General features: G+C 67.9%; 15 protein-coding genes. 7 read left to right on the top strand and 8 right to left on the bottom strand.

Annotation, left to right across the window (positions count from 1 at the left end; genetic code table 11):
* Positions 1 to 23 precede the first annotated feature (23 nt).
* Positions 24 to 2,222 (bottom strand): RNA polymerase recycling motor ATPase HelR, encoded by a 2,199-nt coding sequence (gene helR / locus AAHS21_RS17580; protein ID WP_342928873.1) that lies wholly within the window; start codon positions 2,220 to 2,222, stop codon positions 24 to 26.
* A gap of 81 nt (positions 2,223 to 2,303) precedes the next feature.
* Between helR and AAHS21_RS17575 the strand changes: the two genes are divergently transcribed.
* Positions 2,304 to 3,326, top strand: a complete 1,023-nt coding sequence (locus AAHS21_RS17575; RefSeq protein ID WP_342928872.1) for an Rv2578c family radical SAM protein — start codon at positions 2,304 to 2,306, stop codon at positions 3,324 to 3,326.
* On the opposite strand, the gene AAHS21_RS17570 is transcribed toward AAHS21_RS17575, so the two are convergent.
* Positions 3,323 to 4,927 carry a metallophosphoesterase family protein gene (locus AAHS21_RS17570; protein WP_342928871.1) on the bottom strand — a complete coding sequence of 535 codons (1,605 nt, stop codon included), beginning with the start codon at positions 4,925 to 4,927 and terminating at the stop codon, positions 3,323 to 3,325. The genes AAHS21_RS17575 and AAHS21_RS17570 overlap by 4 nt on opposite strands.
* A gap of 89 nt (positions 4,928 to 5,016) precedes the next feature.
* Between AAHS21_RS17570 and AAHS21_RS17565 the strand changes: the two genes are divergently transcribed.
* Positions 5,017 to 5,457: a hypothetical protein gene (locus tag AAHS21_RS17565; protein ID WP_342928870.1), complete on the top strand. Its 441-nt coding sequence runs from the start codon at positions 5,017 to 5,019 to the stop codon at positions 5,455 to 5,457.
* A 33-nt stretch (positions 5,458 to 5,490) separates the two neighbouring features.
* Here the strand turns inward: AAHS21_RS17565 and AAHS21_RS17560 are convergent, their stop codons facing one another.
* From AAHS21_RS17560 to AAHS21_RS17550, 3 genes are read right to left on the bottom strand one after another with little or no spacing between them, the layout of a single operon-like run.
* Positions 5,491 to 6,369 (bottom strand): neutral zinc metallopeptidase, encoded by an 879-nt coding sequence (locus AAHS21_RS17560; protein ID WP_342928869.1) that lies wholly within the window; start codon positions 6,367 to 6,369, stop codon positions 5,491 to 5,493.
* A gap of 19 nt (positions 6,370 to 6,388) precedes the next feature.
* On the bottom strand, positions 6,389 to 6,892 hold the full coding sequence (locus AAHS21_RS17555; protein ID WP_342928868.1) for an SRPBCC family protein: 504 nt from the start codon (positions 6,890 to 6,892) through the stop codon (positions 6,389 to 6,391).
* A 10-nt stretch (positions 6,893 to 6,902) separates the two neighbouring features.
* Positions 6,903 to 7,790, bottom strand: a complete 888-nt coding sequence (locus AAHS21_RS17550) for an oxidoreductase (RefSeq protein ID WP_342928964.1) — start codon at positions 7,788 to 7,790, stop codon at positions 6,903 to 6,905.
* A gap of 60 nt (positions 7,791 to 7,850) precedes the next feature.
* On the opposite strand from AAHS21_RS17550, the gene aspS reads away from it, so the two are divergent.
* From aspS to AAHS21_RS17535, 3 genes are read left to right on the top strand one after another with little or no spacing between them, the layout of a single operon-like run.
* On the top strand, positions 7,851 to 9,626 hold the full coding sequence (aspS, locus tag AAHS21_RS17545; RefSeq protein ID WP_342928867.1) for an aspartate--tRNA ligase: 1,776 nt from the start codon (positions 7,851 to 7,853) through the stop codon (positions 9,624 to 9,626).
* Entirely contained in the window at positions 9,623 to 10,057 is a 435-nt protein-coding gene (locus AAHS21_RS17540; protein ID WP_342928866.1) for a nitroreductase family deazaflavin-dependent oxidoreductase, read from the top strand. The genes aspS and AAHS21_RS17540 overlap by 4 nt, the downstream gene beginning before the upstream one ends.
* Positions 10,058 to 10,104: 47 nt before the next feature.
* On the top strand, positions 10,105 to 11,169 hold the full coding sequence (locus AAHS21_RS17535; protein WP_342928865.1) for an FUSC family protein: 1,065 nt from the start codon (positions 10,105 to 10,107) through the stop codon (positions 11,167 to 11,169).
* Positions 11,170 to 11,175: 6 nt separating this feature from the next.
* Here AAHS21_RS17535 and AAHS21_RS17530 read toward each other — a convergent pair whose 3' ends face one another.
* Positions 11,176 to 11,565, bottom strand: a complete 390-nt coding sequence (locus AAHS21_RS17530; protein ID WP_342928864.1) for an MmcQ/YjbR family DNA-binding protein — start codon at positions 11,563 to 11,565, stop codon at positions 11,176 to 11,178.
* A gap of 89 nt (positions 11,566 to 11,654) precedes the next feature.
* Between AAHS21_RS17530 and AAHS21_RS17525 the strand changes: the two genes are divergently transcribed.
* Together AAHS21_RS17525 and AAHS21_RS17520 are read left to right on the top strand one after the other, a co-directional pair.
* Positions 11,655 to 12,587: a transglutaminase family protein gene (locus AAHS21_RS17525; RefSeq protein ID WP_342928863.1), complete on the top strand. Its 933-nt coding sequence runs from the start codon at positions 11,655 to 11,657 to the stop codon at positions 12,585 to 12,587.
* Positions 12,580 to 13,626, top strand: coding sequence for a putative zinc-binding metallopeptidase (locus AAHS21_RS17520; RefSeq protein ID WP_342928862.1), 1,047 nt, complete (start codon positions 12,580 to 12,582; stop codon positions 13,624 to 13,626). Before AAHS21_RS17525 ends, AAHS21_RS17520 begins: the two co-directional genes overlap by 8 nt.
* Here the strand turns inward: AAHS21_RS17520 and AAHS21_RS17515 are convergent.
* Both AAHS21_RS17515 and AAHS21_RS17510 read right to left on the bottom strand, forming a co-directional pair.
* Positions 13,623 to 16,256 (bottom strand): circularly permuted type 2 ATP-grasp protein, encoded by a 2,634-nt coding sequence (locus AAHS21_RS17515; RefSeq protein WP_342928861.1) that lies wholly within the window; start codon positions 16,254 to 16,256, stop codon positions 13,623 to 13,625. The two genes, AAHS21_RS17520 and AAHS21_RS17515, sit on opposite strands and share 4 nt — an antisense overlap.
* A 26-nt stretch (positions 16,257 to 16,282) precedes the next feature.
* On the bottom strand, positions 16,283 to 19,603 hold the full coding sequence (locus tag AAHS21_RS17510) for a transglutaminase family protein (protein WP_342928860.1): 3,321 nt from the start codon (positions 19,601 to 19,603) through the stop codon (positions 16,283 to 16,285).
* Positions 19,604 to 19,614: the final 11 nt, after the last annotated feature.

Here is a 19,614-nt window from a genome sequence, read left to right as displayed (position 1 = left end):
GTCTCCGAGAACACGGCAGAAGTCTAAATCCGGGTCGCAGCCCCTGTCCCGTACTCGGCCAGGCCGGACAGCGCCTGTGGCAACGGTTCTCGGTGCAGGACGCCGAGCCGTTGGGTGGCGCGGGTGAGGGCGACGTAGAGCTCGGACGCGCCGCGCGGGCCGTCCGCGAGGATCCGTTGCGGGTCGACGACCAGCACGGCGTCGAACTCCAATCCCTTGGTCTGTGAGACCGGCACCGTACCCGGCACCCCCGGTGGACCGATCACGACGCTGGTGCCCTCACGGCTGGCCTCGTCGCGCACGAATTCTTCAATCGCGCCGGGCAATTCGTCGTCGGTGACCTGTCGCGACCATGGCCGCACGCCGCACGCACGAACCGACTCCGGTGGCTGTACCCCCGGCGCGAACTCCTCGAGCAGCGCGGCGGCGACCGTCATGATTTCTTCCGGGGTGCGGTAGTTGACCGTCAGCGACCGGTAATCCCACCGGCCCGGCACATACGGTTGCAGCATCGCGTGCCACGATGTCGCGCCGGCGGCCGACCGGCGCTGGGCGAGATCGCCGACCACGGTGAAGGACCGGCCGGGGCAACGTCGCATCAGCACCCGCCAGTCCATCTCGGACAGTTCCTGGGCCTCGTCGACCACGACATGGCGATAGGTCCAATCCCGATCCGCCGCAGCACGTTCGGCGAGTTCACGCGTGTCGCGCTCGATGAACCGGTCGGCCAGGGCCTCGGCATGGATCACGTCGCGGGCCATCAGCTGGTCCTCGTCGTCCATCAGATCCTCGCGCGCGATCATCAGGTCCAGTACGCCGGCGGCGTACTCGGCCTCGTAGTTGCGCTCGCGCTTGGCGTTGGCCTCCGCGGCCTCGGCCGCCTTGTCGCGGCCGAGCAGATCAACTAGCTCGTCGAGCAGCGGCACGTCCGACACCGTCCAGGCGTCGCCGTCGACGCGCAACAGCGCCTGGGGCGCACCCACGGCATGCAGCCGCTCGGGAGAGAGGTACAGCGAAGCCAGCAGCTCCCGCGGCGTCAGGATCGGCCAGAGCCGGTCGAGTGCGGCGGTGAACTGTTCGTTGTCCGCCAGCTCGGCGAGCAGGTCGGAACGCAGCTGTTCCCATGCGTTGCGGTCCTCGCGGGTCAACCAGCCGCGGCCGATCCGGGCGATCGCGCGCTCGGTCAGCGCCCAGGTGAGGATGTCGACGAACACCGCGCGGGCCTGGTTGTGGGGTTGTCCGCTGCCGCGTGCCTCGTCTCGCGCCCAGCCGGCGATCTCGGCGTCGATGCGCATTGTGACGTCGGCCAGTTCGATCTCCAGCGGGCGCTCGGGTAGCCGCTGCCGGTCGGCGATCGCGGCGGCCAGCACGTCGAGGATTTTCAGCGATCCCTTGAATGCCGCACAATCCGGAGTGTCCTCGGCGGTGACGTGCATTCCAGGGACCAGATCGCCCGGCGTCATGAACACCACGCTGGACTCGCCCAGCGACGGCAGCACCCGATCGACATGGCGCAGGAACGCCGGATTAGGTCCCACCACAAGGACTCCGTGACGCTCGATGCGCTCGCGCTGGGTGTACAGCAGGTACGCGACGCGATGCAGCGCCACTACCGTCTTGCCGGTGCCGGGGCCACCCTCGATCACCAGGACGCCAGGGTGATCGAGCCGAATGATCTCATCCTGCTCGGCCTGAATGGTTGCCACGATGTCGCGCATGCCCTCGCCGCGTGGCGCGTTGATTGCCGCGAGTAGGGCCCCATCGCCTTGCGCGTCGGCGCCCGGCCGGCCGAACACCTCGTCGGTGAAGTCGTCGATGCTGCGCCCGCGGGTGTGGAACTGGCGCCGTCGGTGCATGCCCTCCGGGGTGGCGGCGGTCGCGACATAGAACGCCCGGGCAGCCGGTGCCCGCCAATCGAGCAGCAGCGGGTGGTACTCGTTGGCGGCATCGAACAGGCCGATGCGGCCGATGTAGGTGCGTTCACCGGAGATCGCGTCCAACCGCCCGAAGCACAGCCCGTAGTCCGCGACGTCCAGCCGTTTGACCTCCCTGGCCACCGCCCGGACCTCGGCGTCCCGGTCCGACAGGCTCTCGCCATCGCCCAGCAACGCCGCGCGGAAGTTCTCCTTCGCCCGGGCGCGCTCGGCGTCGAGGCGCGCATAGAGCCCGGTCACATAGTCCTGTTCGGACCGCAGTTCGGTTTCATACCCAGGATTCGTCAACTACCCCTCCGCCACGTCTGTTCTCGGCCAAGTCTATGGGTGCCGCTTGACAGCGCGTCGAACAATTGTTCGAATAGCGGTATGCGGTGGGCAAATCAGGCCGTCGCTGTCAACGGGGAACCGGTCGACGACGGGGCATTACCAGGACTGCAGCGGATCGGCCTGGTCCGCAGCGTGCGCGCACCTCAGTTCGACGGGATCACCTTTCACGAGGTGCTCTGCAAATCGGCGCTCAACAGAATTCCGGACGCGGCCGCGCTGCCGTTTCGCTACACCGTCAACGGCTACCGCGGCTGCTCGCACGCTTGCCGCTATTGTTTCGCCCGCCCCACCCACGAATATCTGGATTTCGACCCCGGCACCGACTTTGACACCCAGATTGTGGTCAAAACCAATGTCGCGGAGGTATTGCGCCGCGAATTGCGCCGGCCGTCGTGGCGACACGAAGCGGTCGCGCTGGGCACCAACACCGATCCGTACCAGCGCGCCGAGGGTCGTTACGCGTTGATGCCGGGCATCATCGGCGCGCTCGCCGAATCCGGCACGCCGCTGTCCATTCTGACCAAAGGCACCCTGCTGCGGCGCGACCTGCCACTGATTAGCGTTGCGGCCCAACAGGTTCCGGTGTCGGTTGCGGTGTCGCTGGCGGTTGGGGACACGGAGCTGCACCGAGACGTCGAGCCGGGTACGCCGACACCGCAGGCGCGCCTGGGTCTGATCGCCGCCATCCGCGACGCCGGCCTCGATTGCCACGTGATGGTCGCGCCGGTGCTGCCGTACCTCACCGACTCCGTCGAGCACCTCGACGGACTGCTCGGCCAGATCTCGGCCGCCGGCGCCACCAGCGTCACCGTCTTCGGCCTGCATCTGCGCCGCTCCACCCGCGGCTGGTTCATGTCATGGCTGGCCGTTGCGCATCCCGAACTCGTCGGCCGCTACCGCGAGTTGTATAGGCGCGGAGCGTACTTGCCGCCCGACTATCGCGAAATGCTGCGGGCGCGCGCCGCTGCGCTGATCGGCAAACACCGGCTGACCGGTGACCAGCGACCGTTTTCGCAGGCGCCCACAGCCGAGCCGGAACCCGGCCAGCCCACGCTGTTCTAAGCCGGCTTGTCGCCGCGCGGTTTGGTCAGTGTGAACTGCTCCACGACAGCGACCGCACCGAGTTGTCCGCGCAGCGCGTAATGCGTGGCCTTGATCGCGGTGTTTCCGCCCGGTTGGCCCGGATCGACATCGAAAGCCACGAAACCATAAGGGTTCTCGAAGTCGCGAAACGCCGACCATTGTGCGTCCTCGACGACGTAAATCGGCTTCTTGCGCCCGATCGAAGCATCGAACGCTCCGACGCCGGTGATCACCCGGCACCGCGGTTCGCTGAAGAGCATGCCGTTGGACGGGGCCGAGGTGCCGCCACCGCCCGCGACGACGTGCACCGTCCCGCGTGTCGTATCGATCACGTCGTGGGTGTCGACGGCTATCGGCGTTCGGGTGTCAGTGTTTTCGGTTCCCCGCAACGGATGGGACCGCTCGTAGTGATGTTCGTGACCGCACAACACCAGATCGACTTGGTACTGGTCGAACAGTGGCAGCCATTGCTCTCGGACGCCGAGGTCGGCGCCGTTGGCGCGCTCGGCGGTGGAGACGGCGGTCTGATGCATGCAGATGACCACCCAGTCGATATCGGGATCGCGCCGCGCCGCCGCGAGTTCGGTTGTCAGCCAACGCTTCTGCTCGCCACCCGAATAGTTGTGGATGTAGAAGTTGCCGCCGTCCTGGTAGGCCACGTCGTCGTTGTTGAGGCTGATCACCCGCACCGAACCGGCGGTGAACGAGTACCAGAGCCCCCGCAATTCGGGGCTTGCCCCGGAATCGGGCACCGTGAAGTACGTCTGGTACGCGCCGTAGCCGACCGGCCCGTTGCCCAGCTCGTTTTCGTGATTACCGGCCGCCGGCATCCACGGTCGGTAGCGCGCCGAGCGCGTGTTGTTCTCGAACCAATTCGACCAGGTGCGGACCCGGTCCTGGGCGAGATTGGCGTAGCACAGGTCGCCGTTGACGAGGTTGAACAACGGTCCTAGACGCTCGATCGCCAGCGTGGTGTCGGCGGCCGCGGGCGAGCCGATGTTGTCGGTGCTGTAGGTGCCATCGGGCATCTTGTTCAGCGCAGGGGTGGACTGATCGCCGAAGCTGGTGAAGCGCAACGGCTTTCGACCGACCGGACCGGTACGCACGGTGCCCTGCTCGGGTTCGGCGCCGTCGTGGACCGCGGCATACACATAGTCGGTGTCCGGCGTCAGGTTGGTCAGGCGAGCGTGGTTGACTCGAACTTCATTGTTGGACTTAGCATCTCGGTACGTTCGGGTTTCTGCCGCAACGGTTTGGCCGAAACCGGACCCCGGCGTGCCGAGCATCACCCGCGGATTGCGGACGGTCTCGGTGCTGTGCCAGGACACCACCACCTCGGTGCCGGCGTTCTTGCCGAATTGCAGGTGCAGGCCGAACACCGGCGGGGCGCCGCTGCGATCCGGCTGGCGCAGCAGGCCGGGCCCGGGCGAGTCGGACCACAACAGTGCGGCGGTACCCACCCCGACGCCGGCGCCGACACCCATCCCGACGACCGCGGAGGTGGCGCTGGTGGTCAACAACCGCCGGCGGCTAATGCCAGGCGCGCTGTCCGGAACGGCCGGATCGGCGTCGTCGGTCATGCCTGCTTCATACCCGAGCCGGGCGTCCGTTGGCATATCGAAGGGTGAACGCCGGAGCCGTCGGTAACAAATCCGGTAGCGTTTTCGATATGACGAGCGTGAAATCGAACCTGCGAAAAGGGGCCAGCGCGGCGGCGTCGGCAACGTTTGCGCTGGTAGGGGGAGTGATTCTCGGACCGGCGACGGCGCATGCGGACGGCCACCAGGTGACCTACACGATCACCTCGACCGGCAACCTGACGGCCACGGTGAACTATGTGAGTTCCGATCCGCCCAGCCCGGCCGCCTACAGCGCGGACCCGTCGAAGTTCATGACCAGCGTGCAGGCCCCACTCAGCGGGGGAACGCCGGTCACCTACACGGCGACGCTGGCAAACCCGAACCAGTATGCGAGCATCACTGCCAGCGGCATGCTGCACTGGCCGGACTCGGGCAACGGCCCGGCCTCGTTCCACTGCGAGATCGCGGTGGACGGTCAGGTGATCGCCCACGCGGACGCCACCACCACCGTCACCTGCAAAGCCGGTTAATCGGTCCGGCCGGGCCTGCGGCCGGGCGTGGGTCTAGCCGAGGTTCGTCGAGGCGAACGTGTCGCACTGCTGCACATCGCCGGTCTGGTAGCCGATGGTGAACCACTTTTGGCGTTGCGCGGCGGAGCCGTGGGTCCACGACTCGGGATTGACGCGGCCCGTCGACTCCTTCTGGATCCGGTCATCGCCGACCGAGGCCGCGGCCGAGAGTGCGTCCTGAATATCTTTGTCGCTCAGGGGCTCTAGGTACGGCACGCCGGTGCTTTCCTGCTTGACCGTCGACGCGTAGTGCGCCCAGATGCCGGCGTAGCAGTCGGCCTGCAACTCGGTGCGGACCCCGTTCCCGCCGGCGCCCTGGGCGCCCTGCTGGGCGCGCCCCAGGTTGCCCTGCAATTGCTGGACGTGGTGGCCGTATTCATGGGCGACCACGTACTCCTGCGCGAAAGGTCCACCGCTGGAACCGAATCTGTCGACCAGCTCCTTGAAGAAGTCGGTGTCGAAATACGCGGTCTGGTCGACCGGGCAGTAGAACGGCCCCACCGCGGTGGTGGCCGGTCCGCAGCCGGTGTTGACCGATCCGGTGAAAAGCCGCACATGAGGGCGGGTGTAGTTCGGCATCAGCTGGTGCCACACCGCGTCCACCGAGTTGCCGGTGGCGACGACGCGGCACTGCACGTACTTGTTGGCGTCGGCTCCGGTCTTGCACTGGCTCAGGTCGAATCCGGGCGCCGAGTAGCCGCCGGTGTTCGCGCCCTGCGGGGCCATGACCTTGCCGGGATCGACGCCGAGGAACAAGGCCGCGACCAGGATCAGCAGCCCGATCCCGCCGCCCCCGAGGGCCATCCCCATGCCGCCACCGCCGGATGATGCCGCGGTGCTGGTGTCGATCTGCATACCCTCGTTGAAGGTCATGGTTTAGCTTTGCACACACCTAACGCTGTTGCGTAGCAGCAAAGCGGTTGTCGGTATAGCGGCGCAGGTTGCTCAAGAACCGGCGCAGGCCCAGGTTCAGCAGTGGCCCGGTGAAGACCATCGCAAATCGGGCCGGCCCGGCGGGTTTCTGGGCCATGGTCCAGGTCAGCCGGCAGCCGCCGGGGATGACCTCGACGAGGTAGTCCTCGGCGAAAGCGGCGACGGCTTTGGTGGAGCACTCGTTGAACCGGAAGGCCATGCGGGTGAACGGCTCCCAGGCCAGGAATTCCTCGTCACCGGTGATACCGCCACGCATCTCGACGATGCGGGTGGTGCCCACACCGCGCGGCTCGGGACTGGTCCAGGTCACCTTGGTGATCACCGACGCCCAGCGCGGCCAGGCTTCGGCGTCGGCCAGCACCTCGAAAACCTGCTCGGGTGTGATGGCCAGGTCGACGCTGTTGCGAAACCGGAAGGGCGCGTTCTCGATGAAGTCGAGATCGACGCGCTCACAGAGGAACATGCGGCTCAATCTAGCCGGGACCGTCGCTGGCCGCGGCCAGCAGTGGCACCAGCACATCGCTGATCGGGGTCGGCAGGTGGTGCGCGTGTGCCTTGCGGATGATCACCCCGTTGCGCAGGTCCCATTCCATCCGCCGGTGGTTCTCCCGGTCGGCCAGGATCGAGGTGCCCATGTCCTGCGGCGCGCTGCGGAACGTGCCGACCAGTTCGCCGACGATATCGTCGGGCAAGCGGGCTCCTTCGGCCTGCGCGACGGCCAGACATTCGGCGACATAGCGGTGCGACAGCTCGGCGACGTCGTCGCGGTGGAACATTCCGGATCTCCGACCGGACAGCGCCATCAACCCGGCCAGCGCGTTGAGCAGCAATTTGCGCCAGGCGCCGGTGAGAAAGTCGGGGTCGCAGTCCACCCGACAGCCGGCGCCCCGCAACAGCTCGGCAACCGTCTGCGCGGAGGGCCCGCTGGGCAGCATCAGTGCGGGCTCCGTGCGCAGCCGCACCCAGCCCTCGGGCTGGGTCTCGGCGCCGTACCAGACGATCCCTGGGACCACGGGCGACGACGGGCACAGCGGCTGGACCTGCTCGACCTGCTCGACGCCGTTCTGCAGCACCGTGACGATGGTGTGCTCGGCGCACAGCCGCGAGAGCCAGCCGGCCGAGGCCTCGTTCTGGGTGGCCTTGACCGCCAGTATCACGACGTCGACGGGTCCGGACACATGATCGGGATCGGTGTGCACGGGCCCGGGCACCACGATCGGGTCCTGGCCGTCGGGACGCAGTTCGATGCTGTCGCGGGGCGTGCGACCGCAGATCAGCACCGAATGCCCGGCCTTGTACAGCAGTGCGGCGACCGTCGTGCCGACAGCGCCGGGACCCACGAGAGCGATGTTTGTGGCGATAAAAGCGAAGTTACACCGCCCCTTAGACTGGTCAGTCGTCCAACGTAAAGAGGAGTATTCGTGCTGCGCAGCCACGCCGCTGGTTCGCTAAGGGATCGCGACGCCGGCCAACAGGTGACGCTGGTCGGGTGGGTGGCTCGCCGCCGCGATCACGGAGGCGTCATCTTCATCGACCTGCGGGACGCGTCCGGCATCGCGCAGGTAGTCTTCCGCGCGGCCGACGTGCTGGAACAGGCACACCGGTTGCGCGCCGAGTTCTGCGTCGCGGTGCAAGGCGTCGTCGAAATCCGCCCGGAAGGCAACGCCAACGCCGAGATTCCCACCGGCGATGTCGAACTGAACGTCACGTCGCTTACCGTGCTCGGCGAAAGTGCGCCGCTGCCATTCCAACTGGACGAGCCCGCGGGGGAGGAGCTGCGGCTCAAGTACCGCTACCTCGACCTGCGCCGCGACGGACCGGCCGCGGCAATTCGGTTGCGTTCCAAGGTGAATGCCGCCGCCCGGTCGGTGCTGGCACGTCACGACTTCGTCGAGATCGAGACGCCGACGATCACCCGTTCGACGCCCGAGGGCGCGCGCGACTTCCTGGTGCCGGCCCGGCTGCACCCCGGATCGTTCTACGCGCTGCCGCAAAGTCCGCAGCTGTTCAAACAGTTGCTGATGGTCGCCGGCATGGAGCGCTACTACCAGATCGCGCGCTGCTATCGCGACGAGGATTTCCGCGCCGACCGGCAACCGGAATTCACTCAGCTCGACATGGAGATGAGCTTCGTCGACGTCGAGGACATCATCGCGATTTCCGAGGAGATCCTGACCGCCCTGTGGGCTCTGATCGGCTACCAGATCCCGACGCCGATCCCGCGGATCAGCTACGCCGACGCCATGCGGCGGTTCGGCTCCGACAAGCCGGACATGCGCTTCGGGCTGGAGCTCGTCGAGTGCACCGAGTTCTTCTCCGACACCACATTCCGGGTGTTCCAGGCGCCGTACGTCGGTGCGGTGGTGATGCCGGGTGGGGCGTCGCAGCCGCGCCGCACGCTGGACGGCTGGCAGGACTGGGCCAAACAGCGCGGGCACCGCGGGCTGGCCTACGTGCTGGTCGGCGACGACGGCGAGCTGAGCGGTCCGGTCGCCAAGAATCTGACCGATGCCGAACGCGACGGACTGGCCGGCCACGTCGGGGCCGCCCCGGGCGACTGCATCTTCTTCTCCGCCGGCCCGCCGAAGGCGTCGCGCGCCCTGTTGGGTGCGGCGCGCGGCGAGATCGCCCAGCGGCTCAACCTGATTGATGCGGGAGCCTGGGCGTTCGTCTGGGTGGTCGACCCGCCGCTGTTCGAACCCGCCGAGGACGCCACCGCCGCCGGTGACGTCGCCGTCGGCTCCGGCGCCTGGACCGCGGTGCACCACGCGTTCACCTCGCCCAAGCCGGAGTTCGAGGGTGCCCTCGACTCCGATCCCGGTGTGGTGCTCGCCGACGCCTACGACATCGTCTGCAACGGCAACGAGATCGGCGGCGGCTCGATCCGTATCCATCGCCGCGACATCCAGGAACGGGTGTTCGCGGTGATGGGCCTGGACCAGGCCGAGGCGCAGGAGAAGTTCGGATTCCTATTGGAGGCGTTCACGTTCGGCGCACCACCGCACGGCGGCATCGCGTTCGGCTGGGACCGGATCAACGCCCTGCTGTCCGGGGTGGACTCCATCCGCGAGGTGATCGCCTTCCCGAAGACGGGCGGCGGCGTGGACCCGCTGACCAATGCACCCGCGCCGATCACCGCCCAGCAGCGCAAGGAATCCGGAATAGATGCCAAACCCAAGCAGGTTGGCCGGGCATGACCGAACAGTTCCCAGACACCGAGACAGTCAAGGCGTTCAACGACGCGATCGCCGACGAATTCCGCGCTAACGGCGGCAAGGTGGGCGGCCAGTTCGAAGGCGCCGACCTGCTGCTGCTCACCACGACCGGGGCCAAGTCCGGGCAGCAACGGGTATCGCCGCTGGCGTATTTCACGATCGACGGCAAGCTGATCGTCCTCGGATCCTTCGCCGGGTCGCCGAAGGATCCGGCCTGGGTGCACAACCTGCGGGCCAACCCGCGGGCGCACATCGACCTGGGCACCGAGGCGTACGACGTGACGGCGCACGAACTGCCGGCCGCCGAGCGCGATCAGCTGTTCGACAAGGTGGTCGCCGTGGCGCCGGGCTTCGCCGACTATCAGTCGAAGACCAGCCGGGTCATTCCGCTGTTCGAGTTGCGGCGCGGCTGACACGTCTCGCATTGCCGCGCGCACCGGCGCTGCGGTAAGCAGGCGAGATGAGCACTTCGCTGCTGACGCGACCGTTCGCGGGCCGGGCCGTCGTCGGGGGTTTCCAACGGGTCCGCGGCGTGTGGTTCTACCTCGTGCAGACCTCGGTAGCGGCGGGTCTGTCGTGGTACATCGCCCACGACCTGCTGGCACACCCGCAACCGTTCTTCGCCCCGATCGCCGCGGCGGTGTCGTTGTCGACCAGCAATGTGCTGCGCGCGCAACGCGCGATCCAGATGATCGTCGGCGTGACCCTGGGCATCGGGACGGGGACCCTGGTGCAGGCGCTGTGCGGACCCGGCGCGGTGTCCATCACGATCGCGGCGCTGGCCGCGCTGTTGGCGGCGGTCTTCATCGGTCAGGGCTACATCGGCCAGGGCATGATGTTCGCCAACCAGACCGTCGTGTCGTCGATTCTGGTGATCGCCCTGTATCGCAGCGGTGTCGGCTGGGAACGCATCTACGATGCGCTGATCGGCGGGGGGCTGGCAATCGTCGTCGCCACCCTGCTGTTTCCGGCCGACCCGCTCGTCGTGCTGCGCAGCGCGCGGGTCGAAGTGTTGCGCACCCTGCATTCGGTGCTGGACCGCACCGGTGACCTGGCCCGCGGCCGTGACGTGCCCGCCCGGGACTGGCCGCTGCCGGCCGTCGACCGGGTGCACGAGCAGCTGAGCGGCCTCATCCAGGCGCGGGCCACGGCGCGTCAGGTCGTGCGGTTGGCGCCGCGGCGGTGGGGACTTCGCGACGCCGTGCAAGCCGCCGATCACCAGGCCCTGCATCTGGCCCTGCTCGCGGTCTCGGTGCTGCAGCTGGCCCGCGCCGTGGTCCCCGCGGTCGACGGCTGCTGTGCCCGGCTTCCGCAACCGGCGGAGGCGGTGCTCGACGATCTCGCGCGGGCGACGGCGCTGGCCGACTCCGATCCCGCGACCGCGACCAGCCATGTCGAAGCCGCCCGCCGGCACACGTCGATGCTGCTGGCGAACGCGCGGGAAAGAAACGAAGTGGTGCTGGCCGACGTCGTCCAAGCGTGCGTCGACGACCTGCAGCGGGTGATCGACCTGGGCCGGCGGTGAGGGTGCTCAGATTGAGCCGGTCAAATACTCCTGGACCAGCTTCTTGGGCGCGCGCGTCAGCCAGGCCTCGGTGATCAGCTCCTCGAGACCACGGACGTCGATCTTCGCCAGCTGGACCAGCACAGCGGGATAGCCGTCGAAGTGCGGGGTGGTGAAGTAGATGTCGGGCTCGTCGGCGACCAGCGCGAACTTGACGCCTTCGTCGGACACCCAGACGCCGAGGATGTCGCCCTCGGGCGCGTGGACCCCGTTGGCCACCAGCGCGGCGCGGTCCGACACGCGCAGCGGTCGCTCCCACGCCAGCAACTTCTTGCCGACCCTCCAGTCATGCGGTGACTGCTCGCAGGTGAGTGGCAGCTCACCCACGATCCGGGCGACGTCGTCCCAGGTGGCCACGCATCGATTGTGCTCCCGCTAGGGTGCGGTTGGAGCCATATTGGCTATCGGTCGCCCACCACGCATTCGGAGATATCAGGAGGTCAGTCGTGTCTTCTGCAGTGCATGAGCCGGACACCCGCCGCCATCGCGTCACCCACCGCACCCAGTACCGCTACTCGGACATCGTGACCAGCTCCTACGGCCGCGGTTTCCTGACGCCGCGCGACTCCCAGCGCCAGCGCTGCATCGCGCACCGCCTGACGATCGACCCGCCCCCTGCCGACAGCTCTACCAGCGTCGATGGGTACGGCAACATCAGTTCGTACTTCCATGTCACCGAGCCGCACACCGCCCTGACGGTCACCAGCGACTCCATCGTCGACGTCTATCCGGCGCCCCCGCAGCGCTACCGCAGCGGGCCGGCGCTGCAGCCCTGGGAAGCGGCCCGGCCGGCCGGGCGCCGGGGAGCGCTGGCCACCGAATTCGCCCTGGACCTGAATCCGCCGGAGATCACCGACGAGGTCCGCGACTATGCGGCGCCCAGTTTCGTACCCGAACGCCCGCTGATCGAGGTGCTGCGCGATCTCACGTCGCGGATTTACGCCGACTTCACCTACCGATCGGGGTCGACGACGATTTCCACCGGGGTCAATGAGGTTCTGGAGGCCCGGGAAGGGGTATGTCAAGACTTTGCACGGCTGGCGATCGCCTGCCTGCGAGCCAATGGGTTGGCGGCCAGTTATGTCTCGGGCTATCTGGCCACCGACCCGCCCCCCGGAAAGGAACGAATGATCGGCATCGACGCGACCCATGCCTGGGCCGCGGTGTGGACCCCGCAGGAACCCGGCCAGTTCGAGTGGCTTGGGCTAGATCCCACCAATGACCAGATGGTCGACCAGCGCTACATCATCGTGGGGCGGGGCCGTGACTACGCCGACGTCCCACCGCTGCGCGGCATCATCTACACCGACTCCGAGCGCAGCGTGATCGACGTGGCCGTCGACGTGGTGCCCTTCGAAGGGGACGAACTCCATGCGTGATTTCAATTGCCCCAACTGTGGACAGCGGCTGACGTTCGAGAACTCCACCTGCTTGAATTGTGGCAGTGCGCTGGGGTTCTCACTCGATCAGATGGCTCTGCTGGTGATCACCGACGGCGAGGCCAGCGAGAAGCCCGGCTTCGTCAGCGCCTCCGAGTACGAGCTGTGCGCTAATCGTCAAGTCGCCGTGTGTAATTGGCTGGTGCCCGTCAACAACCCGCGGCTGCTGTGCGCATCGTGTGTATTGACCACCGAACGGCCCAACGATGCCGACTCGGTCGGCCTGGCCGAGTTCGCGGCGGCCGAGGCCGCCAAGCGGCGTCTGGTCGTCGAGTTGCACGAGCTGAGGCTGCCGGTCATCGGCCGCGATGAGGACCCCGATTACGGGCTGGCCTTCCGGTTATTGTCCAGTGGGCAGGAAAAGGTGATGACTGGCCACGAAAATGGCGTCATCACAATCGATTTGGCCGAGGGCGACGACGTGCACCGCGAGCAGCTACGGGTCGAGATGGACGAGCCCTACCGGACGTTGCTCGGGCACTTTCGTCACGAGGTCGGGCACTACTACTTTTACCGCCTCATCACGTCGGACGATTACCTGCGGCGGTTCAACGAGTTGTTCGGCGATCCCGATGCCGACTATCAGGAAGCGCTGGATCGGCATTACAACCAGGGTGCACCGGAGGGCTGGCAGGAGAGTTTCGTGTCGTCGTACGCGACGATGCACCCGGCCGAGGATTGGGCCGAGACGTTCGCCCACTACCTGCACATCCGCGACACCCTGGACACCTGCGCGTGGTCCGGATTCGCGCCGGCCTCGGCGACCTTTGATCGACCACCGTTGGGCCCCAGCGCCTTTGGTGCCATCATCGACTTGTGGCTGCCGCTGTCGTGGTCGCTGAACATGGTGAACCGCTCGATGGGCCACGACGACCTGTACCCGTTCGTGCTGCCGGCACCGGTGCTGGAGAAGATGCAGTTCATTCACGACGTCGTCGAAGAGGTGACGTCGGACGCCACGGCAGCCGTCGCGGGCTAGGCCGGCATCACCCGTCGTTCGTCCGGGCCCCACAGCGGCTGCATGCCGCCGGGCAGGGTCAGCTGCGTCTCGGTGATGACGCCGGCCAGGTCGCGCAACTCGGTGTGGATCGTGGCGAGCAGATCGGCCAGCTCTTCGCGGTGTCCGTCGACGGCTACTTCCAGCTCGGCGGGGTCCGAGCGGCGCAGCAGCGTGCTGATCTCCTCCACGGTCCGCTCCGGACGCGACGACCCAGACGCGCTGGGCAGGTCTTTGAGGTTGGCCCGTAGCCGCTCCAGCTGATAGAGCAGCGAGCGCGGGTTTTTCGGGTCGAACAGCATCAGTTCGGTCACCGCGGCGATGCTGACCTGACCGACGGTGCGGCGCCGGTAGATGACCGACGATTCGCAGGCCACCAGCGTCGACTCGATGATGGTCTGCTCGGCATCCGCGCTGCGGACCGTCGTGAGCGTGGCGCCCAGCAATGCGGTCAGCCACAGGCCACGTTCGATCCGCTTGCCGATGTCCATCATCGTCCAGCCCGCGTCGCGCACCATCGACTCGCCGGCCACCCCTGACAGCGTCAGCATCCCGGCCAGGGTGCGTCCGTGCGCCGACGCGAGCCGGGTGTCGGCCTCGGCCAGCGACTGCGGCGGCTCGGGCCGGTGCGCGAGTCCGCGCTCCAGGTTGGCCAGCACCACCCAGGTGTCGTTGGACATCTGGTCGCGCACCGCCCTGGCGGCCAGGGCGAGGCCCTCCACGGACTGGATCAGAGATCCTGCCCGGTCCGGGTCGAAGGTCAACGCCCACAAGGTCGACGGGACGATCGCGATCATCTCGGCGTGGTCGTTGTCGGCCCCGGTGTCGCTGCCGGTGATGTGGCCCAGGGCGGCCATCAGCACCGGCACGACCTCGCTCTCCTCGGTGTCCTGGTGGTGGCGGTAGACGTGGAAGCGGTCGCGGGCGGCCATCAGCAGCCGGGCCGTGCTTTCCGCCCGCTCGCCGTAGCGGCCGATCCAGAACAGGTCGGACAGCACACGCGGCGAGCTCACGCCCCAGGTGCCCGCGGCGGTCTTGACCGGTTGCGCCTCGGTCGGCAACGTGATGGTCTCCGCTCGCACACGTTCGGTCGGGCGAACCCAAACATCTTTAGCTGCAACAGTTTTCAGCTCATAAGCGGCGGGACCCGGAGCCAGCACGTAGCCGATGCCACCGATCATCGGGGCGTAGCCGCTGCGCTGGGCGACCGTGAACAGCCGCATGCCCACGCCCGCCGACGACAGCACTCCGGCGTGGTCGGTCGGTGCGGAGGAGAATTGGGGCAGCTCCTGGCCGGCCCACTGCCACGGCATGCTCTCGATCTGTGCGGCGAGTCCGGCCAGCTGTGTCGACGAAAGCGTCGGTCCGACAAGGGTTTCCCCGCCGACTGTGGATTTGATCAACAGCGACGAGAGGTTGGCCAGCAGGTGCGAACGTTCCTTTTCGATGCCTCCCCAGTACACCGGCGCCGTGTTCAGCAGCGGGGCTTCGCCGAGCAGTCGCTCCGCCAGCTCGGGCAGAAAGCGCAGCACCCCAGGGCTTTCCAGGACCCCGCTGCCCAGCGTGTTGACGACGGTCACGGTGCCGCGGCGTTGCGCCTCCACCAAACCCACCACCCCGAGCCGGGAATCGGCGCGCAGATCCAGCGGGTCGGCGTAGAGCGCGTCCACGCGGCGAAGAACGACGTCGACCCGCTTCAGCGTCCCCAGCGAGCGCATCCAGAGTTTGCCGTCGCGGACCACCAAGTCGGCGCTTTCCACCAGCGGAAAACCCAGCAGCGTCGCGAGATACGCCTGGTCGAACGCGGTTTCGGAGTAGATGCCCGGGCTGAGCACCACGACCACCGGGTCTTGGGCGTCGTCGGGCGCGGAATCGATCAGCGCCAGCCGCAGCGCCTGCGCGAACGGTGTGTTGGGCCGCGGCGCGATCCGTTCGTAGAGATCCGGAATCGCGTGCGCCACCACGCGCCGATCCGCCAGCGCATAACCGGCGCCCGAGGGCGCCTGCGTCCAGTCGGCGTTGACCTCGAACGAGCCGCTGGGCAGCCGGCTCACATCACAGGCGTGCATGAACAATTGGTGGTGGCCCGGCACTTCGATTCCGCTGGCCGCGCGCACGTATCCGGGGTGGGCGAACACCAGCTCCGGGGGCAGCAAACCGTCGGTGAGCAGCTTGCGCGGCCCGTACAGGTCGGCCAGCACGGCATCGAGCAGCCGCGAGCGCTGCACCAGCCCCGCCTCGAGCACCTCCCAATCGGCCGCGGACACCACGATCGGCAGGGTGTCCAGGCTCCACGGCCGCGGTTCGAGAGCGTGGCCGCTGGCGGGATCGACTTCGGTGTAGGTGATCCCGTCGTTGTCGATGAGGCTGTGCACCACCGAGCGCAGCTGATTCAGCCCGGTCCGGCCACGTTCGGCGACCGTGTCGGCCAGCTCGGTCCAGGCCGGGCGCACGTGTCCGTCTTCGCCGAGGAATTCGTCGTAGCCGGCTCCCAGTGAGCCGGTGGGGCGCACCTCGAACAGTGCTTCCTGGGCGCGCGCGGTCCGGTACCCGGCCAGCAGTCGATCGGCGTCGTAATGCTCGGCCGGAACCGCCGACGGGTCGAGTGCCATCTAGATGCCAGTTTCCGAAGACGCCATCACCGCTGCACGGTACGCACGCGCCGCAGGTCGAGAATGCCCGGCGCGCCGACATCGGTGAATATCCGGGCCTGCTTCTCCCGGATGCCGGGCAGGTCCAATTTGCCCGGGGTGAAGCCGAGAGCCTCGAACCGTCTGGCTCGCCGCGATTCGGCGGCAACGGCGTTGACGGGTGGCTCCTCGTAGGCCATGCCGCCCGGATGCGAGACGTGATAGGTGCAGCCGCCACGCGAGGTGCCCGACGTCAGGTCGATCAGCTCGAACTGCAATGGCACGTCGGTGGTGATCGTCGGATGCAGCGCGCTGGGCGGCTGCCACGCCTTGTACCGCACCCCGCCCACGTGGATGTCGGGGTTGTCGGTGGCCAGCAACGGGACCGGATAACCGTTGCAGGTCACCACGTAGCGGTGCCGGTCGGCGCCGATGATGCGGACCTGCAGACGCTCCACCGAGGAGTCGACGTAGCGGGCGGTGCCCGTCGCGGTGGCTTCCTCGCCGAGGGTGTTCCACGGCTCGATCGCTCCGCGCAGCTCGATCTCGACGCCGTCGAAGACGGCGGTACCGATGCGTGGGAACCGGAATTCGGTGAACGGGTCCAGCCAGCTGGTCTCGAACGCGATACCGTGCGCGCGCAGGTCGGCAGCGACGTCGGCGATGTCGTGAATCAGGAAGTGCGGCAACAGGTATCGGCCGTGCAGGTTAGCCCCGTGCCGGATCAGCGGGGCGCGCAGCGGCTCGTCCCAGAACCAGGCCACCAGCGAGCGCACCAGCAGCGACTGCACCATCGCCATCCGCAGGTGCGGCGGCATCTCGAAACCACGCAGCTCCAGCAGGCCGAGCCGGCCACGCGGGCTGTCGGGGCTGTAGAGCTTGTCGATGCAGAACTCGGCGCGGTGGGTGTTGCCCGTGACGTCGGTCAGCAGGTGCCGCAGCGCGCGGTCGGTCACCCACGGTTTGGCGGCCCCGCCCGCCGAGAGCCGGGCGATCTCGGCGAACGCGATCTCGAGCTCATACAGCGCCTCGGCGCGGCCCTCGTCGACCCGTGGCGCCTGCGACGTGGTGCCGACGAAGCGGCCGGCGAACAGGTAGGACAGCGACGGGTGCCGCTGCCAGTAGGTCAGCAGCGAGACCAGCAGGTCCGGGCGGCGCAGCAGCGGCGAGTCCGCCGGAGTCACGCCGCCGAGCGTGATGTGGTTGCCGCCCCCGGTGCCGCCGTGGCTGCCGTCGATGTCGAACGACTCCGTGGACAGGCGGGCCAATCGTGCTTGCTCGTACAGCGTTTCGAGCTGCTGGCGCTGTTCGCCGAAACTGGCGGTGGGCGCGATGTTGACTTCGATCACGCCGGGGTCGGGCGTGATCGTCGTCGACTGCAGCCGCGGGTCCGGCGGCGGGCCGTAACCCTCGATGACGACTGGGCTGCGGGTTTTGGCGGCCGCGGACTCGATGCGGGCGATGAGGTCGACGAAGTGTTCCAGCGCCTCGGTGGGCGGGATGAACACGTAGAGCAGCCCGTCGCGGGCCTCGGCGACCATCGCGGTCGGCGGCGCGGTGTCCGGGTCTTCCACCGGCGCGGTGGTCGACTCCGCCGGCAAGGTGTGCGACACGGCGGTGGGATCGACGCCGAACGACGGCCGCGGCGGTTTCCAGCTGATCGAATTCAGGGGCAGCCGCAGCCCTGCGGGCGAATCTCCCTCGAGCAGCACGACGCGGCCGCGGCGCAACTTCCAATTCGCGCTGGCCCAGCCCAGGTCGTCGTCGCGGCGGTGCAGTGGCAGCACGAATGCGGCTGGGGCCGTGGTGGTTTCGTCGAGGTGAGCCAGTAGTGCCGCGCGCGCCTGGGCGTCGTCGTCGGCGAGGTCGTCGCCGGGCTGCACCGCGTCGCCCTGCGGGAGGCGGACTTTGACCGCCAGCCGGGCCAACGGGTCCTCGAAGGCGGGCCGCACCTGGGACAGCGGCAATCCCAGGCCTTCGGCGACCTCGGCGAGGATCTTGTAGGCCGTCTCGTTGTCCGCGGTCGTGCTCGTCGGCTGGGCCGCCCAGGGGTCGGCCAGCAGCGCGTCGTCGGTCCACAGTGGCAACCCGTCGGTGCGCCAGTACAGCCCGATCTGCCAGCGCGGCAACGGTTCTCCTGGATACCACCGACCCTGGCCGCGATGGATCAGCCCCTGCGGAGCCCACACCGCTTTGAGCCGGGCGGCCAGCGCGGACGCGCGCTCTCGTTTGTGCGGACCGTCTGCGGCGGTCGTCCACTCCTTGTCGACCTGGTTGTCCACCGACACGAAAGTCGGTTCACCGCCGACCGTCAGCCGGACATCGGCGGCGACGAGCCGCTCGTCGACACCGCGGCCGACCGCGCAGATGGTCTCCCACGCTGCCTCCGCGTAGGGCCGGGTGACGCGCGGATCCTCGTGGATGCGGGTGACGGTGTTGGAGAACTCCAGGGTGGTTTGACACGGGTCGGTGCTGCCGGTGATGGGCGCAGCGCTCGAGGGATGCGGGGTGGCCGCCAGCGGGATGTGGCCTTCCCCGGCGAACAGCCCCGACGTGGGATCGAGCCCGATCCAGCCCGCGCCGGGGATGTACACCTCGGTCCACGCGTGCAGGTCGGTGAAATCTGCCGCGGGCCCCGACGGCCCGTCGAGGGCTTCCACGTCGGAGGCCAGTTGCACCAGATAGCCGGACACGAACCGGGCGGCCAGGCCGACCTGGCGCAGGATCGACACCAGCAACCACGCCGAATCGCGGCACGATCCGACACCGGTGCGCAGCGTGAAATCCGGTGTCTGGACGCCGGGTTCCATCCGCAGGCTGTAGGCCACGTCGGCGTTGACCGCATGGTTGAGCGCGACCAGGAAGTCGATGGTGCGGGTGCCGTCGGGCACCGAGAAGTTCTCCACCCAAGCCCGCGCCAGCTCGCCGGGGCCCGACCCTTCGATGTCCTCGTCGACCGGGCGCAGATAGGGCTTGAGATCGTCGGCGAGCGCCTTGGGGTAGATCAACCCCGAAGCGGGAGGCCATGTTTCGGCCCAGTCTTCGATGAAGAAGTCGAAGGGATTGATCACCTTGAGGTCGGCGATCAGGCCGACGGTGATCGTCAACTGCCGCATCGGGTTCGGAAACACAAGCCGGGCAAGGAAATTGCCGAGCGCGTCCTGCTGCCAGTTGATGAAGTGCTCGGCGGGCTCGACGCGCAGCGAGTAGGCCTCGATGGGCGTGCGCGAGTGCGGAGCCGGGCGCAACCGCACCACGTGCGGGAACACTCCGACCAGCCGGTCAAAGGTGTAGCTGGTGCGATGCTCCAGCGCAACTTTGATGCTCATAACCGCTGATC

It is taken from the genome of Mycobacterium sp. 050272, from assembly GCF_039023525.1.
GTDB lineage: Bacteria > Actinomycetota > Actinomycetes > Mycobacteriales > Mycobacteriaceae > Mycobacterium.
Note: the sequence above shows the minus strand (reverse complement) of the source record. Positions and strands in the feature narration are given on the sequence as shown.

Bases quoted from the DNA above. Each gene is read 5' to 3' on its own strand.
- AAHS21_RS17575 (WP_342928872.1), top strand. From the start codon at position 2,304: ATGCGGTGGGCAAATCAGGCCGTCGCTGTCAACGGGGAACCGGTCGAC.
- AAHS21_RS17570 (WP_342928871.1), bottom strand. From the start codon at position 4,927: ATGACCGACGACGCCGATCCGGCCGTTCCGGACAGCGCGCCTGGCATT.
- AAHS21_RS17565 (WP_342928870.1), top strand. From the start codon at position 5,017: ATGACGAGCGTGAAATCGAACCTGCGAAAAGGGGCCAGCGCGGCGGCG.
- AAHS21_RS17560 (WP_342928869.1), bottom strand. From the start codon at position 6,369: ATGACCTTCAACGAGGGTATGCAGATCGACACCAGCACCGCGGCATCA.
- AAHS21_RS17555 (WP_342928868.1), bottom strand. From the start codon at position 6,892: ATGTTCCTCTGTGAGCGCGTCGATCTCGACTTCATCGAGAACGCGCCC.
- AAHS21_RS17540 (WP_342928866.1), top strand. From the start codon at position 9,623: ATGACCGAACAGTTCCCAGACACCGAGACAGTCAAGGCGTTCAACGAC.
- AAHS21_RS17535 (WP_342928865.1), top strand. From the start codon at position 10,105: ATGAGCACTTCGCTGCTGACGCGACCGTTCGCGGGCCGGGCCGTCGTC.
- AAHS21_RS17520 (WP_342928862.1), top strand. From the start codon at position 12,580: ATGCGTGATTTCAATTGCCCCAACTGTGGACAGCGGCTGACGTTCGAG.
- AAHS21_RS17515 (WP_342928861.1), bottom strand. From the start codon at position 16,256: ATGGCACTCGACCCGTCGGCGGTTCCGGCCGAGCATTACGACGCCGAT.
- AAHS21_RS17510 (WP_342928860.1), bottom strand. From the start codon at position 19,603: ATGAGCATCAAAGTTGCGCTGGAGCATCGCACCAGCTACACCTTTGAC.